The following is a 20,824-nucleotide window of genomic DNA, read 5'->3' as shown; positions in this document are numbered from 1 at the left end:
AGGCTCTAGTAGCACAGCGGATAGTGCAGCAGTTTCCTAAACTGCAGGTCGGGAGTTCGAATCTCTCCTAGAGCGTTTTTTGTATGAGATAGGCGCAGCTTAATAATGTCGGTAAAACAAAAACCCCCTTGTTATACAAGGGGGTTTTGAGTTGAATATTTTGTGAAAACCTGGTGGAAATGATGTGAAAAAAGCCCGCTGTAAGCAAGCGGGCTTTTTCTTATATGACAGCATCAAATTGATTGACTTTCCAAACGTTGTTTTCTTTTACGAATGTAACATCGCGTTTTGCTGACAGAGAACCGTCAAGAGTGGGTACAGTGAAGCGGTATGTTTGGACGCTTCCTTTTTTAGAAAGAAGGGTCATTTTTGCTTTTTTCCAATTCAGGAGGTTATCTCCGTCGCCGACCGGAACAGCCAATTTGCCGTCTTTTACAGTGAAGTGGTAATCTTTGAGCCCTTTGTCAATCGCTTGCTTTGTAAAAGCGGGTGTCAGATATTTTACGGCTTTCGCTTTTGTTCCGAGGTCTTTGCACATAAATACATATTGCAGATTTTGATATTCAAACGGTTCAGATGAGCAATTTGCGTTTGATTTAAGCGCACCGCCGCTCATTGTATTCCAGAAATGTTCTCTCGCTGACAGGGCCAGCTGAAGTGCTTGTTTTTGTGTAAGGTCATTAGGTGCATTTTTTGCAGTCGCCGCAGTGCCCAATGACAGAATCAATGTAATAGTAGTGAGGAATAATAGCCATTTTTTCATGATATAATCTCTCCTTCAATCAATCTCTTTCTCTTATGTTACAAATGTTACAATAATTACGGTAAGATTACAATACCTTTTCAGAAATATTTTCCGGACTTTTTATTTTTATGGTTTATTTCCATGTAAGACGTGAGAAAAAGATAAAGAGTTTCATTGAACAAAAGGTTTTTACAAGCTGTCTGCTGAATAATAAAATGGAAGAAAATCAAAAAAGGAGTCCTACATATGGAAGTACAAGATCATTTAGAAACAGCGGAAGGCCGCGGCCAGTCAGTCTGGCGATCGATGTCACTGTTTTTAGTGCCGCTGCTTTTAAGCAATGTATTGCAATCTGTCGGCCAATTGGTCGGAATGGTATTTGTCGGAAGGTGGCTCGGAGTCGATGCGCTTGCCGCTGTATCGTCTTTTTTTCCGCTGTTTTTTCTGCTGATCTCCTTTACGATCGGAATCGGTTCAGGAAGTTCCATTCTGATCGGGCAGGCTTACGGCGCGAAAAACGAAGAGAGGATGAAGGCGATTGTCGGCACTACACTGACTTTTACCTTTATGCTCGGTGTTGTTCTGGCAGTTGTCGGCAGTGTGTTTACGCTTGATATTCTGCGGCTGATGGGAACGCCGGAAAACGTAATAGATGTCAGTGTCCGATATGCGCGCATTTTGTTTTGCGCAATGCCGCTGATGTTTTTATATTTTGCGTATACGACATTTTTACGCGGAACGGGAGATTCAAAGACTCCGTTTTATACGTTAATCGTCAGTACAGTCATAAACATCGGGCTCTTGCCCTTATTGATTCTCGGGCTTTTCGGACTTCCGAAGTTCGGCATTTACGGTTCGGCGTATGCAACCGTGATTTCAAACATCGTGACATTTATCGTACTCATGGTTTATTTGCGGAAAAGGAAACATCCATTGGCATTTGACCGGACTGCGCTCCGTTCTCTTAAAATGGACAAAAAGCTGCTCGCGCTTTTACTCCGTCTCGGTATTCCGTCGAGCATCAATATGATTCTCGTGTCACTTTCTGAAATTGCGGTCATTTCATTTGTCAATCATTACGGATCAAACGCGACGGCTGCTTACGGGGTCGTCAACCAAGTGGCGAGTTATGTGCAGATGCCGGCGGTAAGCCTCGGTATCGCCGTTTCCATTTTTGCCGCCCAATCCATTGGCGCCAATCAATTCGGCCGGCTGAAACAGGTCATCAAAGTCGGCATCGGCCTGAATTATTTGATCGGCGGGGTTTTGATTGTGCTGATTTATACCTTCTCCCGGCAGATACTTGCTTTGTTTTTAACAGATCAGGACACGCTCCACATTGCCCGCAATCTGATTATGATTACCCTTTGGAGTTATTTGATTTTCGGTCACGCTCAGATCGTTTCAGCAACGATGCGGGCGAGCGGTACGGTGTTATGGCCGACGATTATCAGTATTTTTGCGATTTGGGGAATTGAAGTGCCTGTGGCCTTTATTCTTTCTCATTATACGAATCTCGGCATTCTCGGCATTTGGGTCGGTTATCCGGCGGCTTTTGTCGTCAGCCTGCTGCTGCAATACGGATATTACCGGTTTGTATGGAAGAAAAAACAGATTACCCGATTGATTCAATAAGGTTTTACCGCACATCGCTCAGTTCATACGGGCGATGTTTTTTTTAGAGAAGGAAAATGAGTTTAGAAAATGGAATTCCTATACATGCTAGAAAACAAGGAAAGGGCAGGTGCTTATGACGATTGAACATACGACTTATTTAGGGGTTTCAGCCATAAAAGCGGAGACTGATCAGGCTGAATGCATCATTGTGCCGGAGTGGGGATCAAATGTCATATCGCTTCGGGATAAAAGAACCGGTATGCGGCTTCTGAGAGAACCGGAAACTGCGGAGCAATTCCGCAAAAAACCGATGCTGTACGGCATTCCCGTTTTATTCCCGCCGAACCGGATTACGGACGGGACGTTTCGTTTTGACGGCCGCGCGTATCAATTCGAGATAAACGAAGAGGATAAACATAATCATATTCACGGCTTTCTTCACAATCAGCATTGGAAAGCGGCGGCAGCGAAAGAAGAGGGGGATGGAATGAAAGTCGAAACAGAAATTGATCTTTCAAAGATTCCCCGTGTTCATAAACAATTTCCGCACGATGTCATTGTCCGGATGACCTATACATTAAAAGACAATGTGTTTACGCAGCGGGCGCTGATTATGAATAAGGGAACGGAGGCTTTTCCTTGGGGGCTCGGCTATCATTCAACTTTTGTTTTCAATGAAGAGCGATCCCGTCTATTTTTGACGGCTGACCGCATGTGGGAATTAAATGAACGTTTCGTGCCGACGGGCCGTTTATTGGATGTGCCTGATAAAGAAGCGTTCCGTCATGGGATGTCTTTGAAAAATAAACAGTTTGACGATGTTTTTCTTTCTTCCGGACGGAATGGCGGCAATAATGAAGCTGTTATTTATCATCCGGATGAGCAATTATCCGTTTTGTATCAAGCAGACACGTCTTTCAAGCATTGGGTGGTATATAACGGTGACGGAAAGCAGGGGTTTGTCAGTCTTGAGCCTTATACTTCCGTTACAGATGCATTTAATCTGAATCAGCCTGCATCACTGACAGGGCTTCAGATTCTGAAACCGGGCGAAGAAGCGGCTTCGTCATCCAGGATCACCATTTTGCATGACGAAGAATAGGAAAGAGGCGGGATAACATTGAAAACATATGTGAAACGCTTGAGCGCGGTGATTCTGCTTTTGATCATTGCCGCAGTTCCTTATATTGATGATGCGGCTAAGGCGGCTGAACAAAAAAATACTTTGCAAAAAGAGCTGGAACACATTCTGGATGAAGAACCTGCTTTAAAGGGAGCTTCAGCGGGCGTCAGTGTCCGGTCAGCAAAAACAGGGGAGGTGCTGTTCGGCAGCCGGGAAGATATGCGGCTGAGGCCTGCATCACTGATGAAGCTGCTGACGGCATCTGCGGCGCTTTCCGTTCTCGGAGAAGATTATACCTTTAAGACAGAAGTACGGGCAGACGGCGCCGTAAAAGGAAAACAGCTGCGCGGAAACCTTTATCTCAGGGGAAAAGGTGATCCGACCCTATTGGCTTCTGATTTTGAGAAGATGGCTAAACAGGTCAAAGCCAGGGGCATCCAAGTCATTAAAGGAGATCTGGTCGGGGATGATTCGTGGTATGACGATACCAGGTATTCAGTTGATCTTCCGTGGAGTGATGAAGGCCAATATTATGGCGCGCAAGTATCAGCTCTTACCGCTTCACCAAATGAGGATTATGATACCGGAACGGTGATTGCGGAAATCAGCCCGGCGAAACAGCCCGGTAAAAAGCCGCGCATTTCGATTTCTCCCCATACGGACGTCGTTCGTGTGAAAAATGAAGTGAAAACCGTCGCTTCTGATGAAAAGAAAGATTTGACGGTTGAACGGGAGCACGGCGGCAATGTGATTACGATAAAGGGAACCATACCTGCCGGCTCGGCACAGGCAAGAGAATGGGCGGCAGTGTGGGATCCGTCGTCCTATGCTTTAGATTTATGGAAACAAGCGCTTACTAAACAGGGTATAACTGTAAAAGGGAAAATCAGAACAGGGCGAATGCCGCACCGCACCCAGCTCGTCACATCACGGACATCCATGCCTCTTTCAGAATTATTGATCCCGTTTATGAAACTGAGCAACAACGGACACGCCGAAATTCTGATCAAGGAAATGGGAAAAGTGAAAAAAGGGGAGGGCAGCTGGGAAAAGGGCTTGGACGTGATGAAATCGGAACTCAAATCGTTCGGGCTGAATCCGGATGAATTGATTGCAAGAGACGGATCCGGCGTTTCTCATATTAACGGCGTATCCGCCGGCCAAATCGGAGAGCTTTTGTATGCGGTTCAGAAAGAAAAGTGGTACCCGGCTTTCCTTCGTTCGCTCCCTGTCGCCGGTGCAAGCGACAGAATGACGGGAGGAACCCTTCGGAACCGGCTGAAGAATACTCCGGCAGAAGGCAAAATTAAAGCGAAAACCGGGTCACTAACATCAGTCAGTTCGATTGCCGGCTATGCAGACACAAAAACAGGAGATACGCTTATTTTTTCCGTGCTTCAAAACGGGCTGCTTGACGAAGATGACGGAAAAGACATTGAAGACAAAATCGCAGTCGTGCTGGCAAATCAATAAGAAGGGCCGAATCCTTAGAGGATTCGGCTTTTTTTGATGTCTGTAAAACATTATATTGCGATTATGAATCAATCTTTTCAAAAAGTAATATCGGCAATATCCTTCCTTTTTTTTTACATACCGCTTTCTTACATGTTCACCGATTATTCATTTTTTAACATAAAACTTCTTTTCGGGAGGAAAACCTTTTTAAAAGCGCAATTAATTATACATTTTATTCCTTATTATAGTGTTTAAGAACCAGTTTATAGTATGCATACATACCGTTTTACATGGTATAAAGATTATAGAAATGAAGAAGTGAAGTGAGGAATATATACTATATTCTAAAAAATGTTAGAGAAAATTTAATTTTTTATTGTGATTTCTAAAATATGTTTTAAAATAATGCTTATATGGATGATTAAGTCATATGCTGTCGAAATTTAATTGTAATTATTTCACTTTCTTATCCTCTTAAATTGAAGCGGAGGGATTCCATTGGAGAACACTGTTTATTCTTTAACTCACGCACAAAGAAGAGTGTGGTTTACGGAGCTGCTCGAACCGGGCACAAGTATCTGCAATCTCGCGGCATGCGTCAAATTCAGGGGGGACATCGATTTTGACGTACTGCGCCAGGCTTTAGATTTTTCTATCTCGCAAAATGATTCGCTCAGGTTTCAACTGACAGAAGGGGACGGATCAGAACCCCAGCTGTATCTGGCGGGGCATCGGCCGATTTCTCTAGAGACTGTTGATTTTACTCATACTGATCAGGCAGAGCGGGACGCATGGATTGACACGCAGACTCGTGTTCCGTTCAAGCTGTTTCATTCACCTCTGTATCAATTTACTCTTCTTGTCATGTCAGACAAAGAAGTTTGGCTTTATTCAAAATTTCACCATATTATCATGGACGGCATCTCGCTCAACCTGCTCGGCAACCAGCTCATTGACATCTACCAAAAGATCATGCGGGGCGAGGATTTAACTGAACATCACAGACCTTCCTATCTCAGCTACATGGAAAAAGAACAGCAATACTTACAGTCTTCCCGTTTTCAAAAAGACCGTTCATTTTGGACTGAAACATACCGAACCGTTCCGGAACACCTTTCACTGGCGGAACGAACCTCTCATCTTAGACAAAGCACTGCGGCTTCCAGAGATACTATCACTCTTTCTCACTCCTTAGAACAATCTATCCGGCGTTTTTGCAAAGAAAATAATATCAGCATCATCTCTCTGTTTATGGCTTCGTTATACATATGCATCAGCCGTCTGACGGCTAAAAAGGATATTGCCATCGGCACTTATTACGGAAACCGGGGCTCCAGGCTCGAAAAGGATATGCTCGGCATGTTCGTCAGCACACTGCCGATCAGAATGACGGCAGATCCTGATGCGGAGTTCCTGTCCTTTGTCCGCAGCGTAGGAAAAGAGCAGCTGTCTGTTATGCGGCACCAGAAATATCCTTACAATCTTTTTGTCAATGAATTAAGGCAGATTCATCACGACCTGCAAAATATCACCGGGATTTCGATGCAATACCAGCCTCTCGCGTGGCGTCAGGCAGAAGGTTTCGATTATGAAACGGCGATGTTTTTCAGCGGGCATACGGCAAATGAGCTGTCCATTTTAATTAAGGAGCGGACAGATACGGGATTGATTGAGCTGAATTTTGATTACCAATCCGCTTTATTTACTGAAAAATCAATCAAACGCATTCAAACTCATTTGCTGACGATCGTTGAAAATGCCGTTAGAAATCCAGACCGGCTGATTCGGCATATTGATATGGCGGATGAAAATGAAAAGAAACGGGTGTTAACTGCGTTTAACCGTACAGAAACGGCTGAACCGTCGGCCCCGACGCTTCACGGGCTGTTTACCCGCCGTGCCGCGCTTTCGCCGCATCGTCCGGCGCTCCGTTTTCCGGGCGGTATGCTGACGTACGCCGAGCTTGACCAGTACACAGACAGGCTCGCCGCTCGGCTCCGACAAAAAGGCGTCCGCAAAGAAAGCATGGTCGGTGTGCTCGCTGAACGCTCGCCGGAGATGGTGGTTTCTGTGCTTGCCGTGTTAAAAGCGGGCGGCGCCTACGTGCCGCTTGACCCGGAGTATCCTGAGGACAGGCTGCGCTATATGCTCGATGACTGCGGCGCTTGTCTCCTGCTTGCACAGCCGGGGTTATCCGTTTCCGGTTTTTCCGGAGAAACGCTAGAAGTGTCTCTTTCTTCTCTGACAGGCGAGACGGAGACAGGGGCTGTCTCTGACGAAGCGGATAGCGATTCGCTCGCTTATATCATTTATACGTCCGGTTCGACGGGAACACCGAAGGGAGTGGCTGTTGAACACCGTCAGGCCGCCGCCTTTTTATCAGGGATGCAAGGGCAGTTCCCGCTAACGGAAGAGGATATTATCGTGCTGAAATCATCCTTTTCTTTCGATGCCTCCATCTGGCAATTGTTTTGGTGGACGATGTCCGGCGCCTCCGTGTATCTGCTTCCGGCCGGCTGGGAGAAAGATCCTGTGCGGATGATTGAAGCGTTTGCCTCAGAAAAGGTGACGACCGCGCATTTTATTCCGGCGATGGTCAACAGCTTTTTAGACGCGCTGGAAACAGAGCCTGCGGAAACAAGAACACACCTCGGCAGAACACTGACACGCGTGTTTGCCGGAGGGGAAGCTCTTTCACCGCTTACGGCTGCCCGGTTTGCCGATCTTCTGCCGGAGACCGTGCTTATTCACGGCTACGGGCCGACGGAAGCGACGGTGGATGCGGCGTTTTACGTCTGTGACCGAAAACGGGACAGCGGACGGACGCGGCTTCCGATTGGTAAACCCGTTCCGGGTGCCCGTCTGTATGTATTAGATAGCGGAGGAACCATCCAGCCTGCGGGCGTGGCAGGAGAGCTGTACATCGCGGGGACAGGGGTGGCCCGGGGCTATCTGAACCGGCCTGAGCTGACGGAGGAGCGTTTTCTCGATGATCCGTTTTACCCGGGAGAACGCATGTATCAGACGGGCGATATCGCACGCTGGACAGAAGACGGCCTAGTCGAATGGCTCGGACGTTCAGACGGACAGGTGAAAGTCCGCGGCTACCGGATTGAACCGGGAGAGATCGAAGCGGCGATCCGGCGCATCGACGGCATTCGTGAGGCGGCGGTCACCGCCCGGAACGAACACGGCGAAACCGCGCTTTACGCCTATATCGAAGGACGGGAAAGCGATGACGTGCGGGCGGAGCTTGCGACACGCCTTCCGGCCTACATGATGCCGGCTCAGTTTATAGAGATGAGCGAATGGCCGGTCACGCCGAGCGGAAAACTTGACCGCCGCGCGCTGCCGGCTCCCGGCGGAGCGGCAGACAGACAGGCGTACACCGCCCCGCGGAACGTCACGGAAATGAAGCTTTGCGCCCTTTGGGAAGAGGTGCTGAAAAACGGCCCCGTCGGCATCCGGGATCACTTTTTTGAGCGGGGCGGCCATTCGTTAAAAGCGACAGCTCTCGTCTCCCGCATCGCCAAAGAATTCGGTGTTCAGGTGCCGTTACAGGACATCTTCGCCCGGCCGACGGTGGAAGAGCTTGCTTCGGTTATTCAGGACTTGGAAGAGAGCCCGTATGAAGCGATTCAGCCTGCGCAAACACAGGACACCTACCCTTTGTCTTCGGCGCAGAAACGGATGTATGTGCTCCAGCAGCTTGAAGACGGCGGTGTCGGCTACAATATGCCGGCTGTGCTGGAACTGACGGGTCCGCTTGACCGCGGCCGGCTGGAGGAGACGTTCCGGCAGCTTGTGGAGCGGCATGAGTCGCTCAGAACGTCCTTTGAAACGGGGCCTGACGGCGAACCGGTGCAGCGCATCCATGACAGCGTACCGTTTCAGCTGGATGAGGCCGGGTCAGCTGACGCATTCGTCCGGCCGTTTTGTCTGGAGGAAGCGCCGCTCTTCCGTGCGGCCCTCGTGAAAGAATCGGACGAACGTCATCTTTTATTAACGGATATGCATCATATTATTTCTGACGGTGTGTCCGTCAACACCTTGATTAAAGAATTCGGCGAGCTGTACGCAGGCCGTTCGCTTGCGCCGATGCGCCTTCAATATAAAGACTATGCCGTCTGGCAGCGGTCGTTTCAGGAGAAAGAAGGGTACCAGAAGCAGGAAGCCTATTGGCTGAAGCGGCTTGAAGGAGAGCTTCCGGTGCTTGAGCTTCCGGCTGACAAGGCCCGTCCGGCTGTCAGAAGCTTTGCGGGCGGCAGCGTATCGTGCACGCTTGACGCTGAAACGGCATCCGGCCTTCACCGCATCGCCCGGGATCACGGCTCCACTTTGTATATGGTGCTTCTCGCCGCGTACAATACGTTACTCGCGAGATTGAGCGGGCAGGAAGACATCATCGTCGGCTCGCCGATTGCCGGGCGTCCGCACAAAGACCTTGAACCGATTCTCGGCATGTTCGTCAACACGCTCGCCATCAGAACGGAGCCGAAAGGAGACAAACGGTTCACCGATTACTTGGCGGAAGTCCGCCAGGCCGCGCTTGAGGCGTATGAGCATCAGGACTATCCGTTTGAAGAGCTAGTGGAACGGCTCGGGGTGCAGCGGGACATGAGCCGCAATCCGCTGTTTGATGCGATGTTTATTCTTCAGAATATGGAGCGAGAGGAGATAAATCTGGCCGGTCTGAAAGCGTCGCGATCAGAGCATACCGAACATGATGTATCAAGTTTTGACCTGACCTTATCAGCGGCTGAATCCGATGGAAACATCCGCTTTGAAATGGAATTCAGCACCGAGCTTTTTATGAAAGAAACGATTGAACGCTGGATGGGCCACTTACTGAATCTCTTGCGCCATGTTGCCGCCGAACCGGAAGTCACACTATTGAAAGCTGACATTTTGGATGAAGAAGAAAAACAAAAGTTACTGATTGAGTTTAATAACACACAAACCGAATTCATGGAAAAACACAAACTGTTTCACCAGTTGTTTGAAGAGAAAGCAGAAGAAACGCCTCATCAGACCGCTGTTATTGAAGGAGCACAACAGATCAGCTATTCGCAGCTTAATGAGCGGGCAAATCGGCTTGCGCGAACATTACACAAAAATGGATTCGGTCCGGGAAAAAGAGCAGCTATATTGGCAAACCGCTCGATTGAAGCGATCGTCAGTGTTCTTGCCGTCATGAAATCGGGAGGGGCGTATATACCGGTTGACTCCCATTATCCCGAGGAACGGATTCGCTATTTATTAAAAGACAGCGCGGCATCCGTCTTGATGGTGCAGTCAGAATACAAAGAACTTGCTTCACAGCTGACGGATCACAATTTATTTCTCATTCAGCTTGATCATGAAGATCAATACGATATTTGTGCAAAGAATATTCAGCCGTCAGCGTCACCGGATGATACTGCATATATCATATATACTTCGGGAACAACGGGAACGCCGAAGGGAGTCGAAGTCAGAAATCGCAGCTTTACGCATGCAGCACTTGCATGGCGCAGGATTTATGAGCTTGATCTTATACCGGTCAGAGTGTTGCAGATGGCGAGTTTCTCATTTGATGTATTTTCTGGGGATCTTGCACGCGCCCTGCTAAACGGGGGAACGCTTGTCATTTGTCCGGATGACGTCCGGCTTGAGCCACAACAGCTTTATCAGCTCATTGATCAGCACTGTATCACGTTTATGGAGTCGACACCCGCGCTGATTGTTCCGTTTATGGAATATATATATCGCCGGAAGCTCGCGCTGCGAAGCGTAAAAATACTGGTACTGGGTTCAGATATGATCAAGTCGCAGGATTTTTATACGCTTCATGAACGCTTCGGAAAAGAAATGCGGATCATTAACAGCTACGGTGTAACAGAAGCGACAATTGATTCTTCGTATTATGAAGCCGAAATGAGCGAAAAGCCGCGGGAAGATGATGTGCCGATCGGTGTTCCGCTTCCGAATGTGCAAATGTACGTCTTAAACAAAGACAAACAGGTCCAGCCGATCGGCGTTTTCGGAGAGCTGTATATCGGGGGCGCCGGCGTCGCAAAAGGATATTGGGGACAGCCTGAGCTGACAGAGGACGCATTCAGTGACCCATTACAAACGGGAGAAACGCTTTACAGAACCGGAGATCAGGCTTGCTGGCTGCCGGATGGTACTCTTCGTTTTAAAGGGCGGATTGATAAGCAGGTAAAAATCAGAGGCTACAGAATTGAGACGGGAGAAATTGAAAGTGTGCTTTTGAAACACGATCAAGTCAAAGAAGCGGCTGTTACCGTGATGAAAGATGCTGAAGGACAAGCCCGATTAGCGGCATACATCGTTCCTAAAGAGGCCGATATCTCATCACTTCGCCAGTCTCTAATGCAGGAGCTCCCGGCTTATATGATGCCGTCCCATATTATCGGTTTAGACAGCATGCCCCTGACACTGAACGGCAAACTTGACAAATCGGCATTGCCGGCAGAAGAGATACATTCATCACAGGCATTTGTCGCGCCCGGCGATGAAAAACAAGCGATGTTATGCCGGATTTGGGAAGATGTGCTTCATATTCAGAAAGCGGGAATTCATCACTCTTTCTTTGAGCTTGGGGGGGATTCCATTAAGGCGCTTCAAGTGTCAGCCCGACTCGCCGGAGAAGGCTGGAACATGTCGATCCGCGATTTGTTTCAATTCCCGACGATTGCAGAACTCGCGAAGCACCTCATGCCGGCTGTTGCAACGGCTGATCAGGGGCCGATAGAAGGAAGCGCTCCGCTGACACCGATCCAGCAGAGATTTTTTGAAGAGCCGGGTGCGTTTGAGCTTCATTATAACCAAGCGGTCATGCTGTGCAGTGAAGACAGCCTCGAAATAGATGCGCTGTATCAGGCGGTTTGCGCGCTGACAGAACATCATGATGCGCTGCGAATGACTTTCACTGAAAATGAGCATGGGGAAACGGTTCAATATAATCGCGGAATCACAAAGCAGTATGAAGAAATCTTTACGCTTAACGTCATAGATATTTCAGAAGAAACGCAGCCCGAAAAACGGATAGCCGCTGAGGAAAAAGAAATACAGCAGGCTATGCGTCTTGATCAAGGGCCTCTGCTTCATCTCGGAGTGTTCCGGCAGAAGGAAGCCGACCATCTTCTTATAACGATTCATCATCTTATCGTGGACGGCGTGTCATGGAGGATATTGCTTGAAGATCTGCAGACAGCTTATCAGCAGGCATTGGAAGGCAAACAAATCAAACTGCCGCCGAAAAGCGATTCTTATATAAAGTATGCCGAAGAGCTTTTTGACATTTCCAAAAGCAAAGCATTGCTGGAGGAAGCCGCATACTGGGACAGCGTGATGTCTAGTGAAACAGCGCCGCTGCCGAAAATAACTGATGAAAACGCCGGACGATTGCAGGAAAACGCGCGCACGGCATCGTGGATATTAAGCAGCGAAGTCACGAAACAGCTGCTGTTGGAAACACAGCAGGCATACGGAACGGATGTTCATGAATTGCTTTTAACGGCGCTTGGAATGGCGCTTCATGAGTGGACGGGTTCTGAACAGATCCTTATCAGCACTGAAGGGCACGGGCGCCAAGGGCATATGCCTGACATTGATATGTCAAGAACAGCAGGATGGTTTACATCTGTTTACCCGGTGCTTTTGGATATGAGAGTGCCGGGCGGCTCAGGCGAAAAAACCGCTCACCGCATAAAGACGGTAAAAGACATGATGAGACGGGTTCCTTATCACGGAACCGGCTACGGGCTGTTGAGATATTCGCGAAACATTCTTTATAAAGACCCAGAAATAAGCTTTAACTATCTCGGTGCGTTTGACGGTCTTGAGGGAACGCTGAAGATGTCACCGTTCAAGCCGCAGCATGATATAGCGGCCGGGCGCATCCGCGAGTTTGATCTGGATATTAACGCGATGGTGGCGGCCGGGCAACTGGAGGTAAAAGCCGTTTATACCGATGTATTTGCACCGGGGGCAATCGAGTTCTTCATGAATCGTTTCCATACTCACATCGAGGACATCATCGCCCACTGTTCCGGCAAGAAAGAGCGGGAAAAAACATTAACGGATTACAGCCATACAGAATTGACCGCTCAAGCACTATCAAGCATTGAAGATCTCGTAAAAGGACTTTAATTTCATAAAAAGGTGTGTGGCATTCGTGACACAAGCGACAGAAATTCAAGATATTTACCCTTTATCATATATGCAGGAAGGCATGCTGTTTCATTCGCTTCTGGATTCCGGATCAAACGCATATGTCGAGCAGATTTCGTTTACAGTCAGCGGGGACTTATGCATTGATACATTCCAAAAAAGTCTGGATATGCTTGTCAGCCGTTATGATATTTTCAGAACGATTTTCATAAAAGAAGTGCCTGACCTTGAAGGGCCGCAGCAGGTTGTCCTTTCACGCCGTGACACAGCCGTACAGACTGAGAACATTTCAGATTATTCGGAAGAACAGCAGCAAAACATCATTAAGGAATTCAAGGAAACCGACCGGAATAAGGGCTTTGATCTGCAAAAAGGCCCCTTAATGCGCCTGACTCTTTTTCAAACGGGAGAAAACCGCCATACATGCGTTTGGACTCACCATCACATTATGATGGACGGCTGGAGCTTGGGCATTGTGCTGAAAGATTTCTTCAGCATGTATTATGCGATCCGAAACGGGCGGCCTGTAAACCTCAGCAGTCCGGCTCCTTACAGTTCTTATATCAAATGGCTCCGAAGCCGGAATAAAGAAGAAACGTCAGCGTTCTGGTCGCGCTGCTTGGAAGATTACGGAGAAGTCGTTTCCGTTCCGCAAACGAAGAATAAGCCGGCGCAAAACGGTTATGCATCTGAGCATTTTCAATTTTCCCTTGAGTCTGAAACCGTGCAAAAGCTGACAGACATTGCCCGAAGCACCGGGGTCACGCTGAATACTTTATTTACGAGCATTTGGGGACTGCTTCTCCACCGTTACAACGGCACTGAAGATGCGGTATTCGGTTCAGTTGTTTCCGGCAGGCCGTCAGCTATCGCCGGCATCGAATCCATGGCCGGACTGTTTATCAATACCGTGCCGATAAGGGTGCGCGCGGCTCGGGATATGACTTTTTCTTCTCTTCTCAAAAAGGTGCAGAAAGAGTCACTCGCTGCGGAAGAGCACAGCTATTATCCGCTTTATGACATCCAAAACGAGAGCGGCCTGCAACAAGATCTCTTGAACCACATCCTGGTTTTTGAGAATTATCCGGTTCAGATGCAGACTGCGGTAAACGGCTGGAAGCAAACGGAAAGCAGTGCGCTCTCACTTGAAAACTTTTCGATGGCGGAAGAAACCAATTACGATCTTAACGTCGTCATCGTTCCGGGAGAAGAGTTTTATGTGAAATTCAGCTACAATGCGGGCATCTACGATCGGGAAGACATGAAACGGATCAAAGGGCATATTCTGGAGGTCATCTCCTGTGTAACGGAAGATCCGGACAGGCTTTTATCAAGCATCAGTCTCGTGCCTCCAGAGGAAGAAGCCTTGATTCATTCGTTTAACGAAACGAACCGTCCGTACCCTGAGACAACCGTTCATGGGCTGTTTGAAGAACAGGCGGCAAAAACGCCTGACCAAGAGGCGTTGAGATATAACGGGGTAAGCTGGAGCTACAAGAAATTAAATCAGCGGGCGAATCAGATTGCGCATGCGTTAAGGGAAAAAGGCGCACGCCCCGACCAGATCACCGCTGTTATGCTGCGCCGATCAATGAGTACGGTTGCCGCTCTGCTCGGAATTTGGAAGTCGGGCAGCGCCTATATGCCGATTGATGCGGAATTCCCGCCTGAACGGATTTCATTTTTACTGAGAGACAGTGAAGCCTCACTGCTCGTGACTGAAAAAGACCTGCTCCCCCTCATTCCGCCGCATTTCAAGGGCAGCGTCGTCATCATGGAGGAAACGGTTTCCCAGCAGACTTCACCGCTTCCGCCGGTATCTGACAGCGGAAATTGGGCGTATGTCATTTACACCTCCGGAACGACAGGCCGGCCGAAAGGGGTGCTTGTACAACACAAAGCGATCAGCAATACATTGCAATGGCGGCGTGAAGAATACGGGATGACAGAAGGGGACATAGCGCTTCATCTTTTTTCATACGTATTTGACGGGTCATTAACGAGTCTTTTCACTCCGCTTCTGTCGGGCGCCTGTGTATTGTTAACTGATGAAGATGATGCGAAAGACGTCCTTTCAATAAAACAGAAAATCACCCGACACGGAGTGAGCCATCTTCTGATCGTTCCGTCTCTGTATCGCGTTCTGCTTGATTCGCTGACGAAAAAGGATGCGCAGACGCTTCGGGTGGTGACATTTGCCGGGGAAGCGGCCACTCCTGATATCGTGGAAGCGAGCCGCGGCATATGCCCGAATGCCGAGCTGCTGAATGAATACGGCCCGACGGAAAACAGTGTGGCCACGACGATTCTGCGCAACCTGCAAAAAAGCAGCCGGATTACGATCGGGCGCCCGATTGCCAACACTTCTGTCTATATGATGCACGGAGATCGGCTGCAGCCGGTCGGAGCCGTCGGTGAACTGTGTATTTCCGGAAAAGGTCTGGCGGACGGATATTTTCAGCAAAAAGAGCTGACGGACAAAGTCTTTACCCCTCATCCGTTTCGTGAAGGTGAACGGCTTTACAGAACGGGAGATGCAGCCCGATTTTTACCGGATGGAACGATTGAATACATGGGACGCTTTGACGATCAGGTGAAGGTAAGAGGTTACAGAATTGAATTAGGAGAAATCGAAACGGCACTCAGAAGTCTGTCCGGGGTAAAAGAGGCGGCAGTCACCGTGCGCAAAATGGCGGACGGGGAACAGGAGCTTGCAGCTTATGTCGTACTGGAAAATGCGGGTGTGACATTTAAACCGCACGCTGAATTGGCCGGGAGATTACCTGCTTATATGATACCGGGAAGCTTTACCAAATTAACGGAAATGCCGCTGTCTGTGAGCGGAAAACTTGATCGGGCCGCACTTCCTGAGCCGAAAGAAGCCGAGAGAACCGGTGATTATCAAGCTCCGCGCACAATGCTTGAGACTGAGCTGCTGTCTATTTGGCAAGAAGTGCTGAAACGGGAACACATCAGTATGAGAGATGATTTCTTCCAAATCGGCGGACAGTCGCTGAAAGCCGCGTCGCTTGTTTCAAACATACATAAACGGCTGCAAATTGAACTTGCCGTCCGCCATGTTTTTGAACATCCGACCATCGAGAGCATGGCCCGCTTCCTTGAACAGAGGAAAAGAGGAGAATATGCAGAAATCACGCCTGCTGTGGCAAAGGACTTGTACCCGCTATCTTTTGCGCAAAAAAGGCTCTATGCCCTTCATCAGCTTGCAGCGGACAGTACGGGCTATCATATGCCCGCTTGTCTGGAACTGAGCGGCAGACTCAACCGGGATCGCCTGCACGAAGCCTTTTCAGCGCTGTTACAAAGGCATGAAGCGTTACGCACTTCATTTGTTTTACGAAACGGGGAGCCGATGCAGCAAATACATGCACATGTCGATCTTGACCTCACAGAGATTCACATGCCATCCGGGAACCTTCTTCAAGAGGTGATGGAAACTTTCGTCAAACCGTTTGACGTGGAAAAAGCGCCGCTTTTGAGAGTGACTTTAGCCAAAGTTACTGAAGAACGTCATTTTCTGCTGCTTGATATGCATCATCTTATCGCAGACGGTGTGTCAATGAGCGTTCTGATTCAAGAATTGACGGATTTGTACAGAGGAAAAGAGTTGCGGCCGTTAAAACTCCAGTACAAAGATTTTTCCGTCTGGCAGCATGAGCGGTTTGCCGCTGAAGAATTCAAAAGACATGAGCGTTATTGGCTGGAGACGATCGGGGAAAACATTCCCGTACTTGATCTGCCGCTCGATAAAAAGCGCCCGCAGCTTCCTGATTTCAGCGGGTCCGCGGTTCGAACGCGCCTTCAAAAGGAAACGGCGGAGAACTTGCGCCAGCTCATGGATGAGACGGGTTCGACACTGTATATGATTCTTTTGGCAAGCTACTCCTTGTTCCTTTCTAAATTGAGCGGGCAGGAAGACATTGTCGTCGGTTCACCTGCGGCCGGCAGAAGCCGCGCTGAGCTTGACGGGGTCATCGGCATGTTTGTAAATACCGTGGCAATGAGAAGCAGGCCGAAAGGGGATAAGACATTCCGCGCTTATTTAGAAGAGGTGAAAATGCTCGCCCTCGGCGCGGCCGAACATCAGGACTTCCCGTTTGAAGAACTTGCCCAAAAGCTTGATACACACCGGGAAGTCAATCGCAATCCGCTGTTTGATGCCATGCTCGTTTTGCAAAACAGTGATGATTTCGAAGTGAACCTTCCGGGCTTATCCGTTTCTTCACATGCAGTGAAGCATGACATTTCAAAATTCGACTTGACGCTTCATGCCGAGGAACGGCCGGATGGCTCACTGGATTTTCATTTTGAATACAGTACCGCGTTGTTTGAAAAGGATACGATCGAACGGTGGGCCGGTCATTTTAAAGAGCTTTTAGGACAAATCGCATCGGATGATGAGCGGAAGCTGTCTGACATTCATTTGCTGGGCATAAACGAGCGGCAGATGCTTCTTCAAGCGGAAAATCAAACGGCGGAGTATCCGAGGCATGAAACGATTGTCAGTTTATTTGAAGCACAGGCGGAAAAAATGCCGGATCAAATTGCAGCCGTCATGTCTGATGAGCGTCTCACCTACCGCGAGCTCAATGAAAAGGCGGATCGAATCGCCGATATGCTGTCGGAAAACGGCATCCGCTCCGGACAGATTGTCGGAATTATGACCGAACGATCTCCGGATATGCTGATTGGGATTCTCGGTATTTTAAAAGCGGGAGGTGCTTATCTGCCGATTGATCCTGACTATCCGGACGAGCGGATTTCATTTATGCTGACTGACAGCGGCGCGCGTGCTCTGTTGACGCAATCGGGTCTTGGGATATCCGGAATGGACGGGCTGCCGGTTTTATACATCGATAAGCCTGAATCCGTTTCAGCAGACAGAACGAAAGAAATAATAACGCCTGAACAGCCGGCTTACGTGATTTACACATCGGGCACAACCGGAAAACCGAAAGGCGTTATGACGGAACACCGCAATGTCATCAGTCTTATCACACATAAAGGACTGCCGTTTGATTTCGGCTCTGAAGACGTCTGGACGCTGTTCCATTCCTATTGCTTTGATTTTTCTGTCTGGGAAATATTCGGCGCGCTCTTATACGGCGGAAAGGTAGTTATCGTGCCGAAAGACACAGCCCGTGATCCGTATTTGTACCGGCAGCTGCTGCAAAGTGAAGGCGTAACGGTGCTGAACCAAACGCCGACGGCTTTTTCCGGACTCATTCATGAAGAGGCCGGGCATACGGACAAGCTGAAGCTTCGATATGTCATTTTCGGCGGAGAAGCGCTTCAGCCCGGCATGCTGAAAAGCTGGAAAGAGAAGTACCCGGAGACGGAGCTTGTTAATATGTACGGTATTACGGAAACCACGGTTCACGTCACATGCAAAAAACTGAATATGGATGATATTGAGAGAAACAAAAGCAATATCGGCAGACCGCTGGAAACCCTTCATGCTTTTGTTATGGACGCCTATATGAATCCGCAGCCGATCGGAATTCCCGGTGAGCTTTATATCGGCGGGGAAGGCGTCGCGAGGGGATATGTAAACAGGGATGATTTAACCGCCTCCCGTTTCATCACGAATCCGCACGTTTCCGGCATGCGGCTCTACCGGACGGGTGATATCGCCAAAAGACTCTCAAATGGAGAGCTGGAATATGTCGGGCGGAAAGATGCGCAAGTAAAAGTCAGAGGCCACAGAATTGAGCTGGGAGAAATTAAATCAGCGCTGCAAGAGCTTTCCTCCGTGAAAGAGGCCGCCGTGATCACACGTGCTGATCAGCACGGTCAGCACTCCATTTACGCATACGCGGTCTTACACGGGAACGAAAAGATAAAAGAAGCAGAGATTCAGGCCTCTCTCAGAGCTTTTCTGCCGGAATATATGATTCCCGCCCGCTTGATAGAGCTTGATGAACTGCCTCTGACGGCGAATGGGAAGCTGGACGAGAAGGCGCTCCCGCAGCCTGAATTAAATGATAGCCTTGGAGATGATATCAGCCTGAGAAATGAAACTGAAGAAATGATGGCTGACATTTGGGAAGAACTCTTAGGTGTTGAAGGCCTCGGCCCCAATGCTCATTTCTTCCATCTCGGCGGGGATTCGATTAAAGCGCTGCAAGTATGTGCGAGGCTGAAACAGCAGGGCTATGAAACGACCGTCCGCGAGCTGTTCGAGCATCAGACACTGGGAGAAGTATCGATGCGGCTCCGGAAAGTCCGCCGCGTGATTGATCAGGCTCCCGTCACGGGAGACGTGCCGCTGACGCCGATCCAGCACTGGTTCTTGTCGCAATCATTGCCGCATGATCATTTTAATCAGTCCGTAATGCTCCGCAGTGCGGACAGAATCAATGAATCTGCTATGAGAAAAGCGTTGGCACAGCTCGCGGTTCATCATGACGCATTACGGATCGTATGCGGCACGCAAAACGGATCGGTGACTCAATACAACAGAGCGGAAAACCTTTCTGAAGAAGAACTCTTTACGTTTGAAACGCATGACGTGAGAGGGAAAGGGTCATTACAAGAGGAGCACGCCGCAATTGAACAGGCGGCCGCCCGTATTCAAACTTCCATTCGGCTGGAGACGGGTCCGCTCGTAGCTGTCGGATTATTTCACGCTAATGATGGCGATCATCTGCTGCTTTCTATTCATCACCTTGTCATTGACGGTGTATCATGGCGGATTTTATTTGAAGATCTCACCGCGTGCTACAGGCAGGCGCTCGCAGGAAAAGAAACCGCGCTTCCGGCAAAAACCGATTCCTATCAGACTTACGCGAAGCAAATCTCTGATTATGCAAAAAGCCGCCGGCTGTTACAGGAAGCAGACTACTGGTCCGAAAGAGAAAGAGCGGCGGTCGAACCGCTTCCGAAAGATGCCCGCATCTCTTCCAATCTTCTGAAAGATACAGATGTGATGACCGTTACATTGACGAAACAGGAGACTGAGCAGCTGTTAACGGAAGCGAACAGAGCATACACAACAGAGACGGGTGAATTATTGCTTGCCGCGTTAAGCCTTGCGCTGAACAGATGGACCGGAAACGAGACATTCAAAATCAGCATGGAAGGCCACGGAAGGGAAGAGCACTTGGAGCATCTTGATATCAGCAGAACCATCGGTTGGTTTACGTCAATTTATCCGGTATTGGTTGACGCAAGTTTTCAAGATCAGGCTGATGACGGCGAGCGGCTCGGCTATCACATTAAGCGGACAAAAGACATGATGCGCCGCATTCCGCATAAAGGAGCGGGATACGGGGTGCTGAAGTATATAAGCAAACTCTGGGAAGAGACTGAATCCGATTCTCCTGAAATCAGTTTTAACTATCTGGGACAGTTTGACCGTGAAATCCGTTCCAGCGGCTTTGGTGTTTCTCCCGTAAAAGCGGGAAATGAAGTCAGCCCAGACTGGGAACGTCCGTACACACTTGATATCAGCGGCTCCGTATCGTCGGAATGTCTCAGCATGCATGTCGTGTACAACCGTTTTCAGTATCAAAAAGAAACGATTGAAGTTTTGACGGGATATTTTCATGCCTTTCTCAAGCAAATCATCACGCATTGCACAGGCAAAGAGGAGCGTGAATGGAGCGCCGCTGATTTCAGTGACGAGGAGTTAACGCTGGAAGATCTGAGTGACATTATGGGAGCCGTCAACAAACTATAGAAAA

General features: G+C 48.9%; 6 protein-coding genes and 1 tRNA gene. 6 read left to right on the top strand and 1 reads right to left on the bottom strand.

Features of this window, described 5'->3' with window-relative positions; translation table 11 throughout:
- The first annotated feature begins 2 nt into the window (after positions 1–2).
- Positions 3–75: transfer RNA gene (locus tag NSQ37_RS16170), tRNA-Arg, on the top strand.
- A gap of 145 nt (positions 76–220) precedes the next feature.
- Here NSQ37_RS16170 and NSQ37_RS16165 read toward each other — a convergent pair.
- Positions 221–763: an IseA DL-endopeptidase inhibitor family protein gene (locus NSQ37_RS16165; protein WP_099566789.1), complete on the bottom strand. Its 543-nt coding sequence runs from the start codon at positions 761–763 to the stop codon at positions 221–223.
- A gap of 228 nt (positions 764–991) precedes the next feature.
- Here NSQ37_RS16165 and NSQ37_RS16160 point away from each other — a divergent pair, with 228 nt between their 5' ends.
- From NSQ37_RS16160 to NSQ37_RS16140, 5 genes are all read left to right on the top strand, one after another.
- Positions 992–2,380 (top strand): MATE family efflux transporter, encoded by a 1,389-nt coding sequence (locus tag NSQ37_RS16160; protein WP_007407362.1) that lies wholly within the window; start codon positions 992–994, stop codon positions 2,378–2,380.
- A 115-nt stretch (positions 2,381–2,495) separates the two neighbouring features.
- Positions 2,496–3,464, top strand: coding sequence for an aldose 1-epimerase (locus NSQ37_RS16155; protein ID WP_015239977.1), 969 nt, complete (start codon positions 2,496–2,498; stop codon positions 3,462–3,464).
- An 18-nt stretch (positions 3,465–3,482) separates the two neighbouring features.
- Positions 3,483–4,958 (top strand): D-alanyl-D-alanine carboxypeptidase/D-alanyl-D-alanine endopeptidase, encoded by a 1,476-nt coding sequence (gene dacB, locus NSQ37_RS16150; RefSeq protein WP_025284824.1) that lies wholly within the window; start codon positions 3,483–3,485, stop codon positions 4,956–4,958.
- 480 nt (positions 4,959–5,438) lie between these two features.
- Positions 5,439–13,097: an amino acid adenylation domain-containing protein gene (locus tag NSQ37_RS16145; RefSeq protein WP_341124157.1), complete on the top strand. Its 7,659-nt coding sequence runs from the start codon at positions 5,439–5,441 to the stop codon at positions 13,095–13,097.
- A 25-nt stretch (positions 13,098–13,122) separates the two neighbouring features.
- Complete coding sequence (locus tag NSQ37_RS16140) at positions 13,123–20,820, top strand: non-ribosomal peptide synthetase (RefSeq protein ID WP_099566787.1); 7,698 nt, start codon at positions 13,123–13,125, stop codon at positions 20,818–20,820.
- Positions 20,821–20,824: the final 4 nt, after the last annotated feature.

This window comes from Bacillus sp. FSL P4-0334 (genome assembly GCF_038004825.1).
GTDB lineage: Bacteria > Bacillota > Bacilli > Bacillales > Bacillaceae > Bacillus > Bacillus velezensis.
The sequence above is the reverse complement of the archived record's forward strand: the minus strand, read 5'-3'. Positions and strand labels throughout refer to the sequence as shown.